Genomic DNA, 20152 nt, shown 5'->3' with positions numbered 1-20152 from the left:
TCATGGATGCTCCGACGACCGGCACCGCCGTACTCCGAGTGCTCGACCCGTACAGCGGCGAGACCATCGCCGAGCTGGCGCAGCACACGGTGGAAGACGTCGAGCCGATCATGGAGCGCGCAAGGCTCGGCGCTTCGCTCTCGCGGGAGCTGACCCGGTTCGCTCGACACACGATCCTCGACCGCGCGGCGCGCATCCTCGAGGAACGTGCCGACGAGGCCGCCGCCCTCATCGTGCGCGAAGCGGGCAAGACCATCACCCAGGCCCGCAAGGAGGTGCGTCGAGCGGTCACCACGATCTCCCTCTCGGCGGAGACCGCTCGGGCGTTCGACGGCGAGGTCATCCCCTTCGACGCTTACGAGGGCGGGGGCAACCGCCGCGGCTGGTACACACGGGAACCGCTCGGGGTGATCCTCGCGATCACGCCGTACAACGACGCACTCAACCTCGTCGCCCACAAGCTCGGCCCTGCGATCGCGGGAGGGAACGCCGTCGTCCTCAAGCCCTCCCAACTCACCCCGTTGACCGCACGCTTCCTCGTCGACGTGCTGCTCGAAGCCGGTCTCCCCGACGAGATCATCACCGTCGTGCACGGAGACCGCCAGGTCGCGCAGGCTCTCGTCGCTGTGCGCGACATCCGCATGGTCTCGTTCACGGGCGGATTCGCGACGGGCGAGGCGATCGCTCGCACCGCGGGGCTCAAGAAGCTCGCCATGGAACTCGGCGGGAACGCGCCCGTCGTGGTCTTCGCGGATGCCGACATCGCGGAGGCCGTCGAGGCCTGCGTGTCCGGCGCTTTCTGGGCCGCGGGGCAGAACTGCGTGGGATCCCAGCGCATCCTCATCGAGCGCTCCGTGTACGCCGAGTTCCGCGACCGGTTCGCGGCGCGCACCTCGACGCTGCGCGCCGGCGACCCCTCGGATCCGGCCACCGACGTCGGGCCGATGATCTCGGAGGCGGCGGCCGTGCGCGCCGAACGGATGGTCGACGATGCGGTGAGCGCGGGCGCGCGGGTGCTCGCCGGACACCGCAGGGACGGCTCGGTGTACTGGCCGACCGCGGTCGAGAACGTGGCGCTCTCGTGCGAGCTCTGGAACGAGGAGGCGTTCGCCCCGGTCGTGGCGCTGGCACCGTTCGACTCCGAGGAGGAGGCCGTCGCCGAGGCCAACAGTGTCGACTACGCGCTGCACGCCGCGGTCTTCACGACGGACATCGGCCGCGCACTGCGGCTCGCCGAGGCCCTGGATGCCGGAGGCGTGATGATCAACGACTCCTCCGACTACCGCATCGACAGCATGCCGTTCGGCGGATCCAAGTACGGGAGCATGGGGCGCGAGGGCGTGCGCTTCGCGTACGAGGAGATGACCCAGCCCAAGGTGACCTGCATCACCACCTGAGAACTCCTCGGGGAGGGCGGGGGTCCAGGGGGATACCCGGCCCCTCCCCGAGGTTCAGGCGCGGTCGACGACGCGGGTCAACGACACGGCCGTCACCGTGTTCGCGACTCCGGGCACGGCGGCGAGCATCTCCCAGATCTCGCCGATGCGGTCCATCGAGTCGGCCTCCAGCATGACGAGCAGGTCGAAGTCGCCGGACAGCACGTCGCACCGCCGCACCTCGGGGATCTGCGAGATCTCGGCGATGACCGCGCCGCCGCGCATCCGGTCGGTGCGGTAGACGAGCACGATCGCCGAGACGGGGGAGCCGCCGGCGTGCCCCGGCGTGACGGTGTACCCGCCGATCACGCCCTGCCGCTCCATGCGTTCCATCCGCTGCTTCACGGCGTTGCGCGAGAGATGTACCTGGGATGCGAGTGCGACCAGGGGCACGCGGGCGTCTTCGGTGAGCGCGGCGAGGATGCTGCGATCGATCTGATCGAGGTGAAGCCGCTCCATCGAGACCTCCTGAGTGTGCGCCATCATGTGCATCATTAACAATTGCGTGTGTCTATTATGCACTCTAGAGTGGAATCGGCACCCGGAGCGGTGCAGGAACGAAGGAGTCACCATGGACACTCGCCCCGACCGCAAAGATCCCCTCACCCTGTCGGACCTCAGCCTGGCCGTGCACGCCGGCAACCAGCTCGACTCGACGATGGCGCTGCGGACCCCGCTCGTGATGGCCAACTCCTATCAGCTTCCCGACGATCCGAGCGAGATCAGCTGGTCGGCCACCGCGCCCGGGCTGTACACGCGCAACACCGGCGTGAACCAGTCCGCGCTGGAGCAGAAGCTCGCCGCGCTCGATGGCGCCGAGGAGGCCGTCGCCCTCGCCTCGGGCGTCGCGGCACTGCACGCCGTCTTCTTCACCCACCTGCGCGTCGGCGACCACGTGATCGTGAGCGACGTGGTGTACGAGGCGACCTGGCGCCTGTGGACCGAACTGCTGCCGCAGCGCTATGGACTCGAGGCCACCTTCGTCGACATCGGCGATCTCGATGCCGTGCGTGCGGCCATGCGCCCGGAGACGCGCCTGGTGTGCATCGAGGCGATCGCGAACCCCACCACCAAGGTCGCCGACGTGGCGGCGATCGCGGAGATCGCACACTCCGCCGGCGCGATCCTGATGGTCGACTCGACCTTCTCGCCGCCGCCGTTCTACCGCCCCATCCCGGACGGCGCCGACCTGGTCGTGCACTCCCTCACGAAGTACCTCAACGGGCACGGCGACGCGATGGGGGGATCGGTCGCGGGCAGCCACGAGCTCATCCAGCCCATCAAGGCCGACGCGATGGTCGATGTCGGCGGCATCATCTCGCCCTTCAACGCCTGGCAGATCCAGCGCGGAACCGTCACGCTCCCCCTGCGCCTGCGGCAGCACTTCGACTCGGCCGCCCGCATCGCCGAGATGCTCGCCGCCGACGACCGGGTGGAGTACATCGCCTACCCCGGTCTCGACTCCCACCCCGACCACGCGCTCGCCGTCCGCCAGTTCGATGGACGCGGCTTCGGCGGCATGATGGCGTTCGCCGTGAAGGGCTCCCCCGACGTGCAGAACACGTTCGTGGCGAACCTGCGGCTGATCACCTCGGGCTTCTCGCTCGGCCACGACGACTCGCTGATCGTGCACACCGGGACCGAGGGCGGCCGCGTCGCCACCTATCCCGAACCCTTCCGGAAGTTCGGCCACCTGCGGCTCTCGGTCGGCCTCGAAGACACGGACGACCTGTTGGCAGACCTGAGCGCTGCGCTCGACGCGACGTTCCCCTGAGGGTTGATCCGTCGAAGATAGTTACCATTCCGGGTTGACATCGAGTCGATGTTTTGTTCGAATGTTCAGATGCGGTGGCAGGGACAGAAGCTCGGCGAGACGGATGCAGCGGCGCTGCCCGGACTCGAAGACCGGTCGAGCGTGCTGCGGTCGGTGACCACCCCCGAGTTCGCCGGGATGACGTTCCACGAGGTGCTGTCCAAGTCGGCCCTGAACCACGTGCCCGGCGCTTCACGCATGCCGTTCGCCTGGACGATCAACCCGTACCGCGGATGTTCGCATGCCTGCGTTTACTGTTTCGCCCGCGGCACGCACGAGTACCTCGACCTCGACGGCGGGTCGGACTTCGATTCGCAGATCGTGGTCAAGGTGAACGTGGTCGAGGTGCTCGAGAAGGAGCTGCGGCGCGGCAGCTGGCAGCACGAGACAGTCGCCCTGGGCACGAACACCGACCCGTATCAGCGGGCCGAGGGGCGCTACAAGCTCATGCCCGGCATCATCGAGACCCTCGCCGCATCCGGCACCCCGATGTCGATCCTCACCAAGGGGACGCTGATCCGCCGCGACATCCCCCTGCTCGTGAAGGCCGCGCAGCGCGTGCCCGTCGACGTGCAGATGTCGATCGCCATGTACGACGACGAGCTGCAGAAGGCCATCGAACCGGGAGCCCCGACCACCCAGGCCCGCCTCGACACCGTTCGCGCCCTGGCCGACGCCGGGTTTCCCGTGACCGTGTTCCTCATGCCGATCATGCCGCACATGACCGACTCTCTCGAGGCGATCGACAGCGCCCTCGTGCGCATCAAAGAGGCGGGAGCGCGCACCGTCATCTACGGAGCACTGCATCTGCGACCGGGCGTCAAGCCGTGGTTCTTCGAGTGGCTCGGCGCCAACCGGCCCGACCTGGTGTCGTCGTATCGCGGGCTCTATCCCGGCGCCTCGGCCGAGGCCCCCAAGGGATACCGGCAGTGGCTCGCGAAACGCGCTCGCCCCCTCATCCGGATGCACGGACTCGACGGCCGCCATGAAGACGACTACTCCCGCCGCGGGTTCCGACCAGGGCAGGGACACGTACAGTCGGGAGCGGCGACCGCGGCAGCGGTGCGCTTCACGCCCACTGCTCAGGCCGCGGCTGCGCAGCCGATGCTGTTCTGATCCGGATCGCCCCTCTCACCCGGTCGGTCGCCCCGCCCGTGGCCGCGTAGGCTCGGGGATCATGGCGATCGGTTCGACAGTCCACACATTCGAGGTGCAGCTCGCTGACACCGACCGCGGAATCTACGAGGACTACTCGCTGCGCGTGGCGCGGCATCCGTCCGAGACCGACGCGTACATGCTCACCCGCGTGCTCGCCTATGGGCTCGAGTTCGCCGAGGGCATCACGTTCGGCGGCAGCATCTCCTCGACCGAGGAACCGGCCGTGCTCGTGCGCGACATGACCGGGCTCATCACCGTCTGGGTCGAGATCGGGGCGCCCGATGCCGAGCGACTGCACCACGGCAGCCGACTGGCCGAACGCACTGTCGTCTACACGCACCGCGATCCCGCGAAGGTCATGGCGCAGTGGGCGGACAAGCGCATCCACCGCCGCGAGGACATCCGCGTGTACAGCTTCGACCCCGGGTTCATCGAGTCGGCCGCGGCCCTGATCGAACGCCGCAACACGATGACCCTCACGCGGGCCGAGGGAGTGATCTACCTCGACCTCAACGGCACGAGCCTGACCTCGACCGTGCACGTGCACGAGCTGGCCTGACAGGCGCGACTCAGCCCGCTCCCCCCACCGCCGAGCGCACGGCTTCGCGTCGAACGCACGGCGTCTTCACGCAGGTACGCCGTGCACTCGGCAGCATCCCGTGCACTCGGCAGCAGGGGGCAGGCAGGGGCGGGGAGCGCGGCGCGCGCGGCGCGGACACGACAGAGGCCCCGGACCGCGGAAGCGGGACGGGGCCTCTGGTGAGCGAGACTCAGGCGGTGAGGTCGGCCGCGGTCGGCACGCGACCGGCGATCTCCTCGATCACGTCGTCGTCGAGGCGCGCGTTCTCGAACGGCGCGTCGATCTCGGCGCGGTCGAGCAGCTCGGTCATGCGACGCTGACGCTGACGCGTGATCAGCGTGACGACACGACCCGAACGACCCGCGCGACCGGTACGACCCGAGCGGTGGAGGTACGTCTTGTACTCGTCGGGAGCGTCGGCCTGGACGACCAGGTCGATGTCGTCGACGTGGATGCCGCGGGCGGCGACATCCGTGGCGACGAGCACGTTCACGCGGCCCGAGGTCAGACGCTCGAGGTTGCGCGTGCGCTTGGCCTGGTTCAGGTCGCCGTGCAGCGAGACGGCCGGGATGCCGGCATCGTCGAACTGCTCGGCGAGCATGTCGGCGTAGGCACGGGTGCGAGCGAAGACCAGTGTCTTGCCGGCACGGTCGACGAGCGACGTGAGGATGTCGGCCTTGTCGCGGTGCTCGATCACGAGCACGCGGTGCTCGATCGTGCTGGAGTCCTGGTCTTCACCGGCGACCTCGTACACAGCCGGGTCGACGAGGAACTCGTCGACGAGAGCCGCGACCTCGCGGTCGAGCGTGGCCGAGAACAGCAGCTTCTGGCTGCCGTCTGCGGTGTGACGCAGGATGCGCTGCACGGGCTCGACGAATCCGAGCTCGCACATGTGGTCGGCCTCGTCCAGCACCGCGATGCGGCAGTCCGAGAGGTCGAGCTTGCCCTGGTTGATGAGGTCCTCGACGCGACCGGGGGTGCCGATCACGATGTCGACGCCCTTCTTCAGCGCACCGACCTGGCGACCCTGCGGGACACCACCGTAGATCTGCGTGGTGAAGAGGCCGACGCTGCGGGCGATCGGCTGGATCGTGCGGTCGATCTGCAGCGCGAGCTCGCGCGTCGGAGCGAGGATGATCGCGCGCGGCGACCGTCCGAACTCACGGCGCTTGCCGGCCTGCGACTGCAGCACGCGCTCGACGAGCGGGGCGCCGAAAGCGATGGTCTTGCCGGAGCCGGTGCGACCGCGGGCGAGCACGTCGCGCCCGGCGAGGACGGCCGGGATGCTGGCGGCCTGGATCGGGAACGGCGTCGCCGCGCCCATGCCGACGAGGGTGTCGACGATGTTCGAGCCGAGACCGAGGTCACCGAAGGTCACACCGTCGACCTCGACGGCTGCGACGGACTTCGCCTCGAGGCGCTCGTGCACGACGTCGTCGCCCGGGGTGAACTTCGCTCCGGTCGACTCGGGCCGGCCGGTGGCGTTCCAGTCGTTGCGGCTCGGGCGCTCGTTGCGCGCCGGACGCCCACGGGTGTCGGAGGTCAGCGGGCGCGGACGCTCGGTGCGGTACGCGCCACCGGTCGACGGACGCGAACGCTCGTCACGGCCGCCCTCGTACGAGCGCTGCGTGCGGTCGCGGTCGAAGGCCCGACGGGCGCGGTCGGCGTCGTACGAACGCTCGCCGCCGCGGTCGGCGCCACGGTCGTTGCTCCGGGCACGGTCGCCGCCGCGGTCGTCACGACGCGGACGCTCGTCGCGGTCGAACCGGGGGCGCTCGGTGCCACGGTCGCTGTTGAACCGGGGACGCTCGGCGCCACGGTCGCTGTTGAACCGGGGACGCTCGCCGCCGCCACGGCGGTCGTCGCGGACCGGACGCCCGCCATCGCGGTGGTCGTTGTCGCGGAAGCCCTGACGCTGGGTGCCGGCGCCACGGTCGTCACGACGCGAGCGGTCGTCGCGGTCGAAGCGGGGGCGGTCGCCGCCGCGCTCGTCGCGATAGGTTCCGGGACCGGTCGGGCGCTGACCGGTCGGACGCTGTCCGCCACGGTCGTCCCGACGCGGACGGTCGTCGAAGCGGCCGCCGACGCTGGGCCGGTCGTTGTAGCGAGGACGCTCGGAGCGCTCGTCGTTGCGGTGGTGCGGTGCCTCGCGGCGTCCGGACTCGGCGCGGTTGCGGATGCCCCGGGCCTCGTCGCGGCCGGCACGCTCGGAGGCGTTCCAGCGCTGCTTGGGCGCACCCGACTCGGCCTCGGCCGGGCGGTAGCCACGGTGACCGGCGCTGCGGCTGCCGGGACGACGGTCGTAGCCGCCGGCGGCGGGGGCGGAGCGGCGGTCGCCGGCATCCGCGCGGGCACCACGCTCGTCGCGCGCACCGTCACGGGCGGGGCCGCCGTTGTGGCGGTCGTGGAAGGAGGTCTTCTTGGCGCCGTAGCGCGGCTCGAAGTTGGCGGCGGGACGTCCGCCGCGGGGCTTCTTGTTCTTGGGCATTGCGTTGTCTTCCTGTGTTCTCGCACGAGAACAGCGCCGCGCACACGCGCGAGCACCCTGCGCGTGGTCGGATGCGACCAGCGGGGTTCCGGACTGTCAGCGGCCGGGGCCATTCATGTGATGGTTGATTAGCGTCGAGCGACGCTCACCATCGGCCCCTGGACTCACACTTCACACACATAAAACGTCCGCGCCAACGCGCGGGTGTCCGAAGCCGACCGCACAAGTGTAGCCGACGCGCCTGAGAGAGTGCCGACGCGGGGGTGGCCGTACGATGTCGAAGTGACTTCCGCATCCCCCACCGGCGCCCAGATCACCCTCCGACTCGGCGATGCGACCGCCCAGATCGCACAGGTCGGCGCGTCCCTGCGGTCGCTGCGCATCGGCGGCGTCGACCTCGTCCCTCCATACCCGCTCGATCAGCCGACTCCCGCCTGTTCCGGCGTGGTCCTCGCCCCGTGGCCGAACCGCGTGCGCGACGGTCGGTGGGATGACGACGGAACCTCGCGCCTGCTCGCGATCACCGAGCCGAAGCTGAACAATGCCAGTCACGGACTGCTGCGCTTCACGGCGTACGAGGTGTCGCACACCGACGCCGAAGCCGTGCTGCGGGCGACGATCGTGCCCCAGACCGGCTACCCGTACCTGATCGAGACCGCCGTGACCTACACGCTCACGCCCGACGGCATCGAGGTCACGCACACGCTCACCAACCGCTCGGCGACGCCCGCACCGGTCGCCCTCGGCACGCACCCCTTCGTGACGATCGGCGACGTCGACCCGCATGACCTGGTGCTGCGTGTGCCCGCGGAGACGGCGTTCACGACCGACGAGCGGATGCTCCCCACCGGCACCCGTCCCGCCGAGGCCGCCCTGCGCGACGGGGTGCGGCTGGGCGACGTGACCCTCGACACCGGGTTCACCGACCTCGCCCGCGACACCGACGGCCGCGTGCGGCACTCGCTCACGGCACCCGACGGCCGCCGCGTGACACTGTGGCAGGGCGAGGGCTTCGACTACGTGCAGGTGTACACGACGCCCGCCTACCCGGGGCAGAGTCTCGCGGTCGCGATCGAGCCGATGACCGCGCCCGCCGATGCGTTGAACAGCGGCCTCGGCATCCGTCGTCTCGCCCCCGACGAGACCTGGACGCTGCACTGGGGCATCGCCCTCGGCTGATCTGTTCCGACTCGTCGCAGGGTCGGGCCATTCACAACTCCTCAAGAACCGAGCAGAAAGGCCCCGGATCGCGCATGTGGATGCGGATCCGGGGCCTTTCTGAGGAGTTGTGAACAGCCGGCGGGCGAGATCGCACGCCCGCCAAGCGGGAGCTACTCCCCGCGGTCGCGCAGCTCGCGCCGCGTGAGCTGCGGCGCGTACGGCAGGCCGGACGCGTCGATCAGCACCGATCCGGCCGGAGCCACAGCGGCACCCGACGTGTCGGGGTCGACGGGAGCATCCGGCTTCGGCGCTCCCCCGGCATCCGACCCACCGGCCTTGCGCGCGGCCCGCCGCTCCTTGGCACCCTCGACGAGGTTGTAGAGGGTGGGCAGCACGATCAGCGTCAGCACGGTCGAGGAGAGCAGGCCGCCGATCACGACGATCGCGAGCGGCTGCGAGATGAACCCGCCGTGACCGGTGATGCCGAGAGCCATCGGCGTCAGCGCGAGGATTGTGGCGAGTGCCGTCATGAGGATCGGACGCAGACGCTTCTCGCCACCGGCCTTCACCGCCTCGATGGTCGACAGACCCTTCTCCCTGTACTGGTTCACGAGGTCGACGAGCACGATCGCGTTCGTCACCACGATGCCGATGAGCATCAGCACACCGATCAGCGAGGCGACGCCCAGCGGCACGCCCGTGACGATCTGCAGCAGGATCGCGCCGGTCGCCGCGAACGGCACCGAGACGAGCAGCAGCAGCGGCTGGCGCAGCGACTTGAACACCGCGACCATCACCACGTAGACGATCAGGATCGCCGCGAGCATCGCGAGTCCGAGCTGCGAGAACGAGTCGGCCTGCTGCGAGGCGACACCGCCGACCTCGGCCGAGGCACCGTCGGGCAGGTCGGCTGCGGCGAGCGCCTCGGTCACCGACTGCGTGGCGGTGGCGAGGTTGTCGGATGCCGGCGGCACGGTGACCGTCGATGTCCGGCGCCCCTGCTCGGTCGTGATCGAGGTGGGGCCGTTGCGCTGCTCGACCGTCGCGATGTCCTGCAGCTGCACGACGCCGAGCGGGGTCGGGATCGCGAGCTCCTTGAGCGCCTGGACAGTGGTCGGTGGCTCCGGCGTGACGATGTAGATGGTCAGCGCGGTGTCGTCGATCTCGACCGATCCGGCCTGCTGCGGACGCATGGTGTTCGAGACGATCGAGCCGACCGCGACCTCGGAGAGACCGCGCTGGGCGGCTGCCTCCCGGTCGACGACCACGGCGATGTACGGCAGCGAGGCGGCGAGGTTGTCGGTCACCTGGCCGACGCCGTCGCGTCCGTCGAGCTCCTCGACGACCGAGGTGGTCGCGGTCTGCAGGTCGTCGGCGTTGGATGCCGTGACCGTGATCTCGATGTCGCTCGAGCCGAAGCCGGCGGATGCCGCGACCGACACCTCGCCCACGTCGTCGCCGAGTCCGTCGATCGCGTCCTGCACGTCGGCGCGCAGCTTCTCCTGGTCGGCGTCGCCGTCGGTGAGCACCGAGTAGGTAACACCCGCTCCGCCCGAGAAGGCGTCGCTGAGGGCCGAGCCGCTGGTGCCGATCGAGGCCTGCACGTGCTCGATGCCGTCGATGCCGAGGAGTGCGTCCTCGACCTCGACCGCGGCATCCGACTTCGCCTGCAGGCTCGCGGTCGGGCCGAGGTCCTGCGTGACGGTCATGGTGTTCTGGCCGGAGTCGCTCAAGAAGTTGATCTTCATGAGCGGTGCGGCGGCGAGCGTGGCGCCGAGCACGACGACGGCGAGGATCACCGTGACACCGGAGTGCTTGAGGGTCCAGCCGAGGATCGGCCGGTAGACGCGCTGCAGCTGCGTCGGCGGAGCATCCGGGTGCTCGGGGTCGATGACGTTTCCGTGCTCGTCGACGAGCTCCTTGCCCGGCTTCAGGAACCAGTACGCGAGCACCGGGACGATGGTGAGGGCCACCAGGAGCGAGGCGACCATCGCGATGGTCACGGTCATGGCGAACGGTCGGAACAGCTCGCCGACCATGTCGCCGACGAAGACGATCGGCAGGAACACCGCGACCGTCGTGATCGTGGATGCCGTGATCGCCATGGCGACCTCGCGCACGGCGAGGCGGATCGCATCACCCTTGTCGGCATCGCCGACGTAGTGACGTTTGATGTTCTCGATCACGACGATGGAGTCGTCGACCACGCGGCCGATCGCGATCGTGAGCGCACCGAGGGTCAGCACGTTCAGCGAGTAGCCGAACGCCTGCAGCCCGATGAAGGTGATGAGCACGCTGGTCGGGATCGAGATGGCAGTGACGAGCGTGGAGCGGATCGACATCAGGAACACGAGGATCACGATCACCGCGAACACCAGGCCGAGCAGGCCCTCGGTCGCCAGCGTCTCGATCGACTGCACGATGAACGGCGCCTGGTCGAAGATGATCGTGAACTCGGCGTCGGGGAAGGCGTCGCTGATCGTGTCGAGCGCGGCGATGACGCCGTTCGACACCTCCACGGTGTTCGCGGCGGGGAGCTTGGTGATCGAGATCGAGAGCGCGTCCTTGCCGTCGACGCGCGAGATCGAGGTGACCGGGTCGGACTCCTGCGCGACCGTGGCGACATCGCCGATGGTCGAGGTGGTACCGACGAGCGGGAGTGCCGCGATCTCTTCGACCGAGGTGATCTTCGCTCCGGTCTGCACCGTGAGCGTCTGACCGTTCTCGGTGATGTCCCCGCCGGGGAAGAGCGTGCCGTTCTGCTGCAGCGCATTGCTGATCGCCTGCGTGCTCTGGCCTTCGGCGGCGAGCTTGGCGGGGTCGGGCGTGATGCTGATGCGCTGCCCGACACCGCCGACGATCTCGGCGGCGTTCACGCCATCGACGTCTTCCAGCTCGGGGATCGCGACGGATTCGAGCTCGGCCTGCGCGTTGTCGGCATCCTCGAATCCGGTGACGGCCACCTGGATCACCGGGAAGTCGTCGATGGAGACCGACAGCACCTGCGGGGCCACGTCTTCCGGCAGCTGCGAGGAGACGCGGTTGATCGCCTGCTGGATCTTCTGCTCGGCGGTGGCGAGGTTGGTGCCGTAGGCGAACATCGCCTGCACGATCGAGGCGTTCGTGGTGCTGGTGGCCGTGGTCGATTCCAACCCCGGCACGCCCTGGATCGCCGACTCGATCGGCGTCGACACGTCGTTCTCGACCACCTCGGGTGAGGCACCGGGGTACGTCGTCATTACGACGAGCGCCGGCAGCTCGAGCGAAGGGATCAGCTCCTGCTTGAGGTTGGTGAGCGCGAGCCCGCCGAACACCGCCGCGACGATGGTGATCAGGGCGATGAGCGCGCGGTTCTTGAGGCTCAGGATGGCGAGTTTCGACAAGGCGGTTTCCTCGGTGTCAGGGTGTGGCTGTCGCTGCGGAGGGAGTGGAGACGGAATCTCCGAGGATCCGCGCCAGTGCGGTCTCGATGAAGGACTGTTCGAGATGGGCGTCGCGGATCTGCATGCTCCACATGACGCCGTCGATGAAGATCATCGCCGCTCGGGCGCGGTCTTCGCCATAGGTCGGCTCGAGAAGTTCCACGAGCCGGTCGGAGAGATGACGTGCGAGCTCGCGCAACCGGGGGTCATGCACGGCCGCGGTGACCACGGCGCGGTCGGCCTGCACGGCATGGTGGTCGTCGAGGCTCTCGAACACGAGCGCGGCGATCACGGCGGGGCTGTCCCCGCGGTCGGCGATGGTCTGCCGGACGCCGTCGAGGCGCGCATCCACCTCGTCGGCGAGCGCGCGGAAGGCGGCGGAGCGGAGGTCGTCGAGGGTGTCGAAGTACTGGGTGGTCGCCCCGAGGGGAACGCCGGCGCGGGCGGCGACCTTGCGGTGGGTGACGGCTTCGGCGCCCACTTCGACGATGAGCTCGGCGGCGGCGGTCACGATCTCGCGACGGCGCGCTTCAGGGTCACGTCGACGACGCGACCCATCACCCATCCGAACCCCCTGGACATCCGTACATGTACGTTTGTACATTTCCGGATTGTGAGGACGCTGGGAGCGGTCAGAACAACGAGCCGACAGCCAGCCCGAGACCCGCGGCGAGCAGGCCGAGCAGCAGCATCCCGACGGCGTTGAAGACGGATGCCGGGCGCTCGCGGTCGCGCCACAGGGCGACCGTGTCGAGCATCGCGGTGCTGAAGGTCGTGTACCCGCCGAGCAGCCCGGCGCCGAGCAGGAACGCGGCATCCGGCAGTGCGGTCGTGACGATGCCGAGCGCGAAGGATCCGGAGAGGTTCACCAGCAGGATCCCCCACGGGAACCGGCGACCGGCCAGCCGGGCGACGCCGAGGTCGATGACGTATCGCAGCACCGCACCGACGCCCCCGGCGAGCGCGGCGCCGACGAACAGCAGCGGGCTCACGATGCCGCTCCGGGGCGGGGGCGGGCGATGCGCAGCCCGAGAGCTGCGGCAGCGAGCCCGAGCACGAGGCTACCCGCGGCATAGGCGAACGCGAGCACCGGAGCATCCGCCCACAGCTCCACGCTCCCCGTCATGAAGGCGCTGTACGTCGTGAAGCCGCCGAGCACCCCGGTGCCGAGCAGCAGTCGCAGATCCGTAGAGGCGGGGATCCGCGCGGCCAACACGCCGATCAGCAGGGCGCCGAGCACGTTCGCGACGAGCACGGCGACGGGCAGACCGCCGGCGTCCGGGAGAGCGAGCCCCAGGCCGAGCCGTGCCGCCGTGCCCACTGTGCCGCCGAGGGCGACGAGGAGGATGCGGCGGAGGGTCACGTCGCCACTGTAGTCGCGCGTGACAGTGCGCCGCGGCGATGTCAAGGGCGTGGATGCCGGGCACCGCACGCCGTTGACTGTGCTCATGACCCCTCTGTGGAAGCTCGAGAAGTCGCTGCCGACCGGATCGCCCTTCGAGGAGGGTGCGCGACACGACGTCGTGGTCGTCGGCGCCGGCATCACCGGCCTCACGACGGCCGTCATGCTCACCCGGGCCGGGCTCGATGTGGCCGTGATCGACGCGGGTGGCATCGCCGAGCTCGCGACCGGCGCGAACACCGGCAAGCTGTCGCTCCTGCAGGGCTCACGACTCGCGACGATCCGCCGCCACCACCCGGCGTCGCTGGTGCGGGCGTACGTCGACGCCAACAGGTCGGGGATGGAGTGGCTGACCGCCTTCGCCGAGAGCGCGGACGTGCCGTTCACCCGCCACACCGACCACTCCTACGCGCAGGGTCCCGACGGCGCAGGAGACGTGCGAGACCAGCACGACGCTGCCCGCGAGGCCGGGCTGCCGACACGGATGCTGGCCGCCACGACGGTGCCGTCGACGCCGTTCCCGGTGGCCGCCGCCGTGGCCCTCGACGATCAGATCGCGATCGACCCGGTCGCCGTGACCGTCGCGCTCGCCCACGAGCTGCTGAGTGCGGGCGGCACTCTGCACATCGGCGTCCGCGCCACCGGCACCCGCGCGCTGCCCGGTCGGGTCGACACGACGGCGGGGGCGATCTTCGCCGACCACATCGTGCTCGCGACCGGCACCCCGATCACCGACCGCGGGCTGTACTTCGCCAAGACGCACGGGCTGCGGTCGTACTGCGTGTCGTTCCGGGTGCCGGGCGATGTGCCCACGGGGATGTTCCTCTCGGTCGACGGCCCGACTCGCTCGGTCCGTCCGGTGAGCGCGGCCGACGGCCCCGGAGGCGAGGGTCAGCTCGTCGTCGGAGGCAACGGCCACCCGGTGGGCAGGTCCGACAGCGAGAAGGCCGCGGTCGACGACCTCGTCGCCTGGACGCAGCTGCACTTCCCCGGCGCCGAGGAGACGCATCGGTGGTCGGCGCAGGACTACGAGTCGCACAACCTGATCCCGTTCGTCGGTGCGATGCCCCGCGGTCTCGGCCGCATCCGGTTCGCGACGGGCTACGCCAAGTGGGGGCTGTCGAACGCACCGGCTGCCGCGCAGCGTCTCACCGCCGAGATCCTCGGCACGCCGTGGCGCGACCGGCCGACCTGGATGACGACCATCGGCACGCGTATGACCATGCCCGCCGACCTCGGGCGCGGCGCCGTCGAGGGTGGGAAGGTCGCGGCCGCGCTCGCCGGCGGATGGGCGGATGCCGAGAGCCGCTCGGTTCCCGTCGCGAAGCCCGTCGAGGGCGAGGGCGTGGTGGCGAACCGGGGCGGTCGTCCGGTCGGCGTCTCGACGGTCCACGGCGTGACGCGCGCGGTCGGCGCGGTGTGCACGCACATGGGCGGCGTGCTCGAGTGGAACGATGCCGAGTGCACGTGGGACTGCCCGCTGCACGCCTCACGGTTCGCGGCCGACGGCACCCGCATCGAGGGTCCGGCGGTGAAGGACCTCAGTCGCCTGCCGCGCTCGGGCCGGGAGTGACCGGGCCGGTCGTCGGGCCGTCGTCCCACCCCTCCTGAGGCGTGTCTCCGTTCTCGCGGAACACGTACTGCGACACGAGCTTGCGCTGGCTGCTCGACCAGTCGATCGCGGGTCGGCGCTGCTCGGGCGGCAGGTAGCCCAGCCGGTAGACGGCCATGAGCTCGAGGTCGTCGGGCACGCGCAGCAGCTCGACGATCTCGTCCCAGCGCCCCGGAACCTCCATCGGGAAGGAGATGAACTGGATGCCCATGCCGAGCTCGACCGTCGTGAGCCAGATGTTCTCCATCGCCGCGCCCATGCTGAACACCGAGTAGAACGACGACAGCTGCCCCGGGCGGTACTCGCTGCGATCGAGCATGACGCCGATCAGCAGCGGCGACCCCGCGACGAGCTTGCGGTTCTCGGAGCCGAGGGTCTTGGGCACCCCGAACGTGTTCATGAGCGTCTGGCCGCGCTTGGTGAACACCTGGCTCGTGAACGGGCGGAGGGCGGCGGGCAGCTTGTCGAACAGCATCCCGCTGCGCTTCTCTTCCATCTCGGCCTGGCTGAAGCGGAAGTACGGCTTGTAGCGCTCGAAGAACGTGCCGTTCGACATCGCCTCGGTCATGCTCTCTCCGGAGATGCGGGCGATCTGCTCGATCGTGTCGCGGCTCTCGATCACGACGAACCGCCACGGCTGACTGTTCAGCTGCGAGGGCGCGCGGCCCGCGGCTTCGAGGAGGATGCGCTGATGCTCCTCCGAGACCGGGTCGGGCAGGAACAGCCCGTTCGTGGTCTTGCGGCGGCGGATGGCGTCGAGCAGTTCCATGCGGTCACTTCCGGTCGGCGGGGCGGAGCGAGACGACGAGTCCCGCGACGATGAAGGGGGCCGCGGCGAGCGCGACGAGTGGATGCCGGCGGCCGTGGCTGCCGAGGTACGGGATCGCGGCGAGGGGGCCCGCCGCGGGGAGCAGTGCGAGGGCGGCGCGGCGACCGGAGGTGCGGGGACCTTGTGACCAGCCGACCACCGTGGCCGCGGCGACGGTCGCGCAGGTGACGATGTAGAGCGCGTGATGCAGCCAGCGGAACCGGCTGGTGTCTATCAGCCGGGCGGCAACCGAGGCGCCGAGTGCGCAGTTGGCCGCGTAGGCCGTGGTAGCGACGAGGAACAGCGGCGATGCATCCCTGTCCCTGTGCCGCCGACTCATGGCACGACCCTACGCCCGCCCCCGCGCCAGGGGCTCCCCCTTGCCCCTCGACTCGCCGTTCGCTACGGCCGGATACGCCGGGAGGGGCGTTTCGTCTCGCTCCGCTCGCTCAACGACCGCAGTCGTCGCGGTCGTTGAGCGAGGAGCGCGAACGTCCCCACCCGGTCGTTGAGCGAGGAGCGCAGCGACGAGACGAAACGCCCCCACTCGCTACAGGTTCGCCTCCGCATACACGCGGAGCGCGTCGCGGACGAACTCCGCGCCGTGGATGCCGCCGGACGACGTCGCGTAGTTCGCGCCGAAGCGCGGATCCGCGACATACATCTCGCCGAGCCCGATCACGTACGCCTTGACGTCGCCGCCGGGGACGGCGGCGGGCGTACCCGGGATGCCCGTGAGCCACTCCACGTGGCGTCGCGCGACATCCTGAGCCTCGGCGGATGCCGGGTCGATGCCGCTCTCCGCCGCGTCGATCCAGTCGCGTCCGAGGTCGGACACGCGCTGCTGCCAGTCGGCGCGCTCGGCATCCGTCATCCCCCGCCACCAGCGGTCGCTGTCGGCGTAGGCCTTCTTGCCCCAACGATCCTCGACCTCCTCCTTGTACTGGGTGTGGTCGAAGCCGTCGAACATGTTCTCTGCCATGAGGTTCTCACCTCCTCTCAATGCGGTGATGGTCGATTCGACCGACGCGATCTGCCGCGCCAGCCGGGCCTGCTCCTCGCGCAGCAGCGCGAGATGGGTCTCGAGGGCGGATGCCTCGCCGCGCTCGCGTTCGAGCACCTCCGCGATCTGCGGCAGCCCGAGTCCGAGCTCTCGCAGCAGGAGGATGCGCTGCAGCCGCACGAGCGCCTGCCCGTCGTAGTGGCGGTAGCCGTTAGGCGCGATGCGCGATGGCGGCAGCAGTCCGATGTCGTCGTAGTGCCGCAGCGTGCGACTCGTGGTGCCCGCCAGCCGCGCGATCTCCTGGATGGACCAGTCGTCCCGTTCCATGTCGCCTCCTTCCCGTTCGATATCTCGACTCTAGAAGTTGACGTTGCGTCAAGGTCAAGAAATCAGCCACTCCTTCTCGAGTGCACGGTTTACCGACGAATGCACGGGTTGTCGACGCGGCCAGGCCGTGCATTCGACAGCTTCCCGTGCACTCGGAGCAGCGACGGCGGCGCATGGAGCGCTGACTCAACGCGAAAACGGCCCCACCCCCGGGTCGGGAGGGCGGGGCCGCTGGTCGCGTGGGAAACAAGGGTCAGTCGACGGCGGTGCCGAACGCGGTCACCGAGGCCGTCAGCGCGTCGGCGACCGCCTGCGCGTCGATGTCGAAGAGCACGTCGACGTTGGGCACTCCCTGCCACCGGTCGATCATCTGCACGACCGTCTGACCGCGGGTGTGCGTGCCGTTCAGCTCCACGTCCACGCGCAGCCGCCGCACGGTGAACCACTCGGGGTTGAGCGCATAGGCGACACAGGGAACGTCGTTGAGGTGCATGCCCTCGGTCTTCCACTCCGGCATCTCATCGCGGTCGTCCTGGCGATCGGGGTAGCCGATCATCTCGCAGAGCGCCACACCCATCGGCGAGCGCGACTCCCAGAGGGTGCGGATGTGATCGGGCGAGAGCGAGAAGCTGCGGGACACATCCAGACCGACCTGCGTGAGCGGAGCACCGGACTGGATGACGATCTCGGCCGCCTCGGGATCGTTGTAGATGTTCGCACTCGCGACCGGCGTCACGTTCCCCCAGGTGAGGGCCGCCCCACCCATGTAGATGATGCGGCGCACCGAGCGCGCGAACTCCGGCTCCAGCTTGATCGCCAGCGCGACGTTCGTCAGCGGAGCGAGCGCCATGATGGTCACCTCGCCCGGCGCCGCCATGACCGTCTCGATCATCCGACGCACGGCATCGGACGCGACGTCGGCATCGGGATCCGGGTCCGGGTACTCCCAGTAGCCCACGCCACCGGGGCGGTGGATGTGCTCCGCGAAGTTCGGTTCACCGACCAGCGGCCGACTCGCGCCCTTCCAGATGGGCAGGTCGGGACGACCGGCGAGCGCCGCGATCTTGCGGGCGTTCGCCGTGGCGGTGTCGACATCGACGTTGCCGAACACCGTGGTCAGCGCCTCGATGTGGAAGGCGTCCGAGGCGAGCGCCCAGAACAGCGCTCCGGCGTCGTCGATCCCGGGGTCGGTGTCAATGATCAGTCGTTCCATATCCATGCTTTCTGTCATGTCCTAGCGGCTCACAGGCCGTTCGGACGCTTCACTGAGCCCCTCCGCGACCACCGGCTCCGCCCGTGCGGCACGGGCGGAACGCATGTAGACGAACAGGTACCAGCAGTTGATCGCGATCAGGGTGATGTTGAGCGCGACCATGGGCGCGCTGCCGAGCATCAAGTTGTAGGCCATGAGCATCGCCGATGCTCCGAGGTTCAGCCACCGGAGGCGCGAGATCGTCGGCTGGAGGATCGAGATGATCAGGAGAGCACTGCCGGCCCAGCCGACGATCTCACGCCAGGTATCCATCAGGCGGTCACTTGCCCACGAAGAGGCCGTTGCGGCTCTTGGCGAGGAGGTAGAGCACGACGCTGATCGCACACAGGGTGGCGATGTAGATCGGGAAGACCCACATCATCCCCTGGCTCTGCAGCCACAGCAGCAGGTACGAGGCCGTGCCGCCGAAGATGGCCACGCCGAGACCGTACCCGAGTCCGAGACCGGTGCCGCGGATGTGCTGCGGCAGGAGCGAGTTGGACACGACGACGAAGATGGTCATGTTGAGCAGCAGCACGATGGCGCCACCGAACATCACTCCGGCGAGCGTTCCGACCCCGGGCTGCGAGTACAGCAGCGCCAGGAAGATGGTCGGGATCGCCAGCAGACGGGCGACGACGAACCACCGGGACATCGGGAACCGGTCGAGGATGCGGCTCAGACCGTAGGCGCCGAGCGTCAGGAAGATGCCCATGCCGGTCGTGATGGCGAACACTGCGGTGGGGTCCTCTCCGAACGTGCCGTTCGCGAGGTTCGGCAGACCGGCGATCCAGGTGTAGTTGTACGCCTGGATGGCGCCCACGATGAACACCGTGGCGAGCACGCTCAGCCAGTACTTGCGCACATCGCGCCACACGGAGTTGTTCTTCGTGGGGATCGCGCCGACCGTGCGGATGGCCGCGGTGTCGAGCGTCTCCGGCAGCGTGCGGCGCAGCCACAGCACGATGAGACCGAACGCTCCACCCACGAGGAATGGGATGCGCCATCCGTAGGCCGCCAGGGCTTCCGGTCCCAGCAGCAGGCTGATGAAGAAGATCGACAGCGGTGCGAGCAGGTTGCCCAGGTTGTTGAAGAAGGCGAAGAACCCGGCGACGTAACCGGGACGATTGGGCACCAGCTCGAGCGCGTATGCCGTTCCGAGCGGCGCCTCGACACCGGCGGAGAGGCCCTGGAGGAGGCGTGCGGCGACGACGATGATCGGCGCGAGAACGCCGATGGTCTGGAAGTCGGGGAGGATGCCGATGATGAAGCTGCCCAGGGCGACGGCTCCGACGGCGAAGATCATGATCTTCCGGCGCCCGTACCGATCGGCGACGAAACCGAAGACGACACCGCCGAGGGGGCGGGCGACGAAGCCGACCGCGAAGACCGCGAGCGCGTTCAGGGTCGAGGCGAGCGGGCTGTCGGAGGGGAAGAACGCCGCACCGAGGTAGACCGACAGGAGCCCGAAGATCGCCCAGTCGTACCACTCGAGCGCGTGGCCCCAGCTCAGCGCCCGGAGGTTGCGGCGCTCTGTCTTGCTGGCCTTGCTCGTCAGCTGCTGCGGCGCCGTGGCTGCCACTACTTCTTCAGTGCTCATGGAGCTCCTTTGCTCTGCCCTCGAGGGGGAGGTGATCGACCCGTTGACGACTATAGTATAGCAGGATCGCCCTTCGCGACAGAAAGAGTG

At 69.3% G+C, this 20152-nt stretch carries 18 protein-coding genes; 6 read left to right on the top strand and 12 right to left on the bottom strand.

Annotated elements, in window-relative coordinates; all coding sequences use genetic code 11:
- Positions 1-2 precede the first annotated feature (2 nt).
- The gene (locus ACCO44_RS02695; RefSeq protein ID WP_372468229.1) at positions 3-1397 is read left to right on the top strand and encodes an aldehyde dehydrogenase family protein; all 1395 of its coding nucleotides are present in this window, start codon (positions 3-5) and stop codon (positions 1395-1397) included.
- A 54-nt stretch (positions 1398-1451) separates the two neighbouring features.
- Here ACCO44_RS02695 and ACCO44_RS02690 read toward each other — a convergent pair whose 3' ends face one another.
- Complete coding sequence (locus ACCO44_RS02690) at positions 1452-1922, bottom strand: Lrp/AsnC family transcriptional regulator (RefSeq protein ID WP_372468227.1); 471 nt, start codon at positions 1920-1922, stop codon at positions 1452-1454.
- An 85-nt stretch (positions 1923-2007) separates the two neighbouring features.
- Here ACCO44_RS02690 and ACCO44_RS02685 point away from each other — a divergent pair, with 85 nt between their 5' ends.
- The 3 genes from ACCO44_RS02685 (at position 2008) to ACCO44_RS02675 (ending at position 4966) form a co-directional block, all read left to right on the top strand.
- A complete protein-coding gene (locus ACCO44_RS02685) occupies positions 2008-3210 on the top strand; it encodes a PLP-dependent aspartate aminotransferase family protein (protein WP_372468225.1) in 1203 nt (400 codons plus the stop codon).
- A gap of 69 nt (positions 3211-3279) precedes the next feature.
- Positions 3280-4365, top strand: a complete 1086-nt coding sequence (locus tag ACCO44_RS02680) for an Rv2578c family radical SAM protein (protein WP_029261276.1) — start codon at positions 3280-3282, stop codon at positions 4363-4365.
- A 61-nt stretch (positions 4366-4426) separates the two neighbouring features.
- Positions 4427-4966 carry a YaeQ family protein gene (locus ACCO44_RS02675; protein WP_262002731.1) on the top strand — a complete coding sequence of 180 codons (540 nt, stop codon included), beginning with the start codon at positions 4427-4429 and terminating at the stop codon, positions 4964-4966.
- 211 nt (positions 4967-5177) lie between these two features.
- On the opposite strand, the gene ACCO44_RS02670 is transcribed toward ACCO44_RS02675, so the two are convergent.
- Positions 5178-7475: a DEAD/DEAH box helicase gene (locus ACCO44_RS02670; RefSeq protein ID WP_372468224.1), complete on the bottom strand. Its 2298-nt coding sequence runs from the start codon at positions 7473-7475 to the stop codon at positions 5178-5180.
- Between the two features lie 282 nt (positions 7476-7757).
- On the opposite strand from ACCO44_RS02670, the gene ACCO44_RS02665 reads away from it, so the two are divergent.
- On the top strand, positions 7758-8654 hold the full coding sequence (locus ACCO44_RS02665) for an aldose 1-epimerase family protein (protein WP_372468222.1): 897 nt from the start codon (positions 7758-7760) through the stop codon (positions 8652-8654).
- A 152-nt stretch (positions 8655-8806) separates the two neighbouring features.
- Here ACCO44_RS02665 and ACCO44_RS02660 read toward each other — a convergent pair whose 3' ends face one another.
- The 4 genes from ACCO44_RS02660 to ACCO44_RS02645 all read right to left on the bottom strand — a co-directional run bounded on the left by ACCO44_RS02660 (position 8807) and on the right by ACCO44_RS02645 (position 13421).
- Positions 8807-12019, bottom strand: a complete 3213-nt coding sequence (locus ACCO44_RS02660; protein ID WP_372468220.1) for an efflux RND transporter permease subunit — start codon at positions 12017-12019, stop codon at positions 8807-8809.
- 16 nt (positions 12020-12035) lie between these two features.
- Positions 12036-12623, bottom strand: a complete 588-nt coding sequence (locus tag ACCO44_RS02655) for a TetR/AcrR family transcriptional regulator (RefSeq protein WP_105710779.1) — start codon at positions 12621-12623, stop codon at positions 12036-12038.
- 67 nt (positions 12624-12690) lie between these two features.
- A complete protein-coding gene (locus ACCO44_RS02650) occupies positions 12691-13050 on the bottom strand; it encodes a CrcB family protein (protein ID WP_372468218.1) in 360 nt (119 codons plus the stop codon).
- Positions 13047-13421 carry a CrcB family protein gene (locus ACCO44_RS02645; protein WP_372468217.1) on the bottom strand — a complete coding sequence of 125 codons (375 nt, stop codon included), beginning with the start codon at positions 13419-13421 and terminating at the stop codon, positions 13047-13049. The genes ACCO44_RS02650 and ACCO44_RS02645 overlap by 4 nt, the downstream gene beginning before the upstream one ends.
- An 85-nt stretch (positions 13422-13506) precedes the next feature.
- Between ACCO44_RS02645 and ACCO44_RS02640 the strand changes: the two genes are divergently transcribed.
- Entirely contained in the window at positions 13507-15033 is a 1527-nt protein-coding gene (locus tag ACCO44_RS02640) for an FAD-dependent oxidoreductase (protein WP_372468216.1), read from the top strand.
- Here ACCO44_RS02640 and ACCO44_RS02635 read toward each other — a convergent pair.
- The 6 genes from ACCO44_RS02635 to ACCO44_RS02610 all read right to left on the bottom strand — a co-directional run bounded on the left by ACCO44_RS02635 (position 15002) and on the right by ACCO44_RS02610 (position 20062).
- Entirely contained in the window at positions 15002-15841 is an 840-nt protein-coding gene (locus ACCO44_RS02635; RefSeq protein WP_372468214.1) for a nitroreductase family protein, read from the bottom strand. The two genes, ACCO44_RS02640 and ACCO44_RS02635, sit on opposite strands and share 32 nt — an antisense overlap.
- A 4-nt stretch (positions 15842-15845) precedes the next feature.
- Positions 15846-16220, bottom strand: a complete 375-nt coding sequence (locus ACCO44_RS02630) for a hypothetical protein (RefSeq protein ID WP_372468212.1) — start codon at positions 16218-16220, stop codon at positions 15846-15848.
- Positions 16221-16430: 210 nt separating this feature from the next.
- The gene (locus tag ACCO44_RS02625) at positions 16431-17210 is read right to left on the bottom strand and encodes a MerR family transcriptional regulator (RefSeq protein ID WP_372468210.1); all 780 of its coding nucleotides are present in this window, start codon (positions 17208-17210) and stop codon (positions 16431-16433) included.
- A gap of 253 nt (positions 17211-17463) precedes the next feature.
- Positions 17464-18423: a nucleoside hydrolase gene (locus ACCO44_RS02620; protein WP_051662533.1), complete on the bottom strand. Its 960-nt coding sequence runs from the start codon at positions 18421-18423 to the stop codon at positions 17464-17466.
- A gap of 21 nt (positions 18424-18444) precedes the next feature.
- Positions 18445-18735, bottom strand: a complete 291-nt coding sequence (locus tag ACCO44_RS02615) for a hypothetical protein (RefSeq protein ID WP_372468209.1) — start codon at positions 18733-18735, stop codon at positions 18445-18447.
- 7 nt (positions 18736-18742) lie between these two features.
- Complete coding sequence (locus ACCO44_RS02610; protein ID WP_105710766.1) at positions 18743-20062, bottom strand: MFS transporter; 1320 nt, start codon at positions 20060-20062, stop codon at positions 18743-18745.
- Positions 20063-20152: the final 90 nt, after the last annotated feature.

Source organism: Microbacterium maritypicum (assembly GCF_041529975.1).
Lineage (GTDB): Bacteria > Actinomycetota > Actinomycetes > Actinomycetales > Microbacteriaceae > Microbacterium.
Note: the sequence above shows the minus strand (reverse complement) of the source record. Positions and strands in the feature narration are given on the sequence as shown.

Coding starts and splice junctions, on each gene's coding strand:
- ACCO44_RS02695 (WP_372468229.1), top strand. CDS start 3: ATGGATGCTCCGACGACCGGCACCGCCGTACTCCGAGTGCTCGACCCG.
- ACCO44_RS02690 (WP_372468227.1), bottom strand. CDS start 1,922: ATGATGGCGCACACTCAGGAGGTCTCGATGGAGCGGCTTCACCTCGAT.
- ACCO44_RS02685 (WP_372468225.1), top strand. CDS start 2,008: ATGGACACTCGCCCCGACCGCAAAGATCCCCTCACCCTGTCGGACCTC.
- ACCO44_RS02680 (WP_029261276.1), top strand. CDS start 3,280: ATGCGGTGGCAGGGACAGAAGCTCGGCGAGACGGATGCAGCGGCGCTG.
- ACCO44_RS02675 (WP_262002731.1), top strand. CDS start 4,427: ATGGCGATCGGTTCGACAGTCCACACATTCGAGGTGCAGCTCGCTGAC.
- ACCO44_RS02670 (WP_372468224.1), bottom strand. CDS start 7,475: ATGCCCAAGAACAAGAAGCCCCGCGGCGGACGTCCCGCCGCCAACTTC.
- ACCO44_RS02655 (WP_105710779.1), bottom strand. CDS start 12,623: ATGGGTGATGGGTCGCGTCGTCGACGTGACCCTGAAGCGCGCCGTCGC.
- ACCO44_RS02640 (WP_372468216.1), top strand. CDS start 13,507: ATGACCCCTCTGTGGAAGCTCGAGAAGTCGCTGCCGACCGGATCGCCC.
- ACCO44_RS02635 (WP_372468214.1), bottom strand. CDS start 15,841: ATGGAACTGCTCGACGCCATCCGCCGCCGCAAGACCACGAACGGGCTG.
- ACCO44_RS02630 (WP_372468212.1), bottom strand. CDS start 16,220: ATGAGTCGGCGGCACAGGGACAGGGATGCATCGCCGCTGTTCCTCGTC.
- ACCO44_RS02625 (WP_372468210.1), bottom strand. CDS start 17,210: ATGGAACGGGACGACTGGTCCATCCAGGAGATCGCGCGGCTGGCGGGC.
- ACCO44_RS02620 (WP_051662533.1), bottom strand. CDS start 18,423: ATGGAACGACTGATCATTGACACCGACCCCGGGATCGACGACGCCGGA.
- ACCO44_RS02615 (WP_372468209.1), bottom strand. CDS start 18,735: ATGGATACCTGGCGTGAGATCGTCGGCTGGGCCGGCAGTGCTCTCCTG.
- ACCO44_RS02610 (WP_105710766.1), bottom strand. CDS start 20,062: ATGAGCACTGAAGAAGTAGTGGCAGCCACGGCGCCGCAGCAGCTGACG.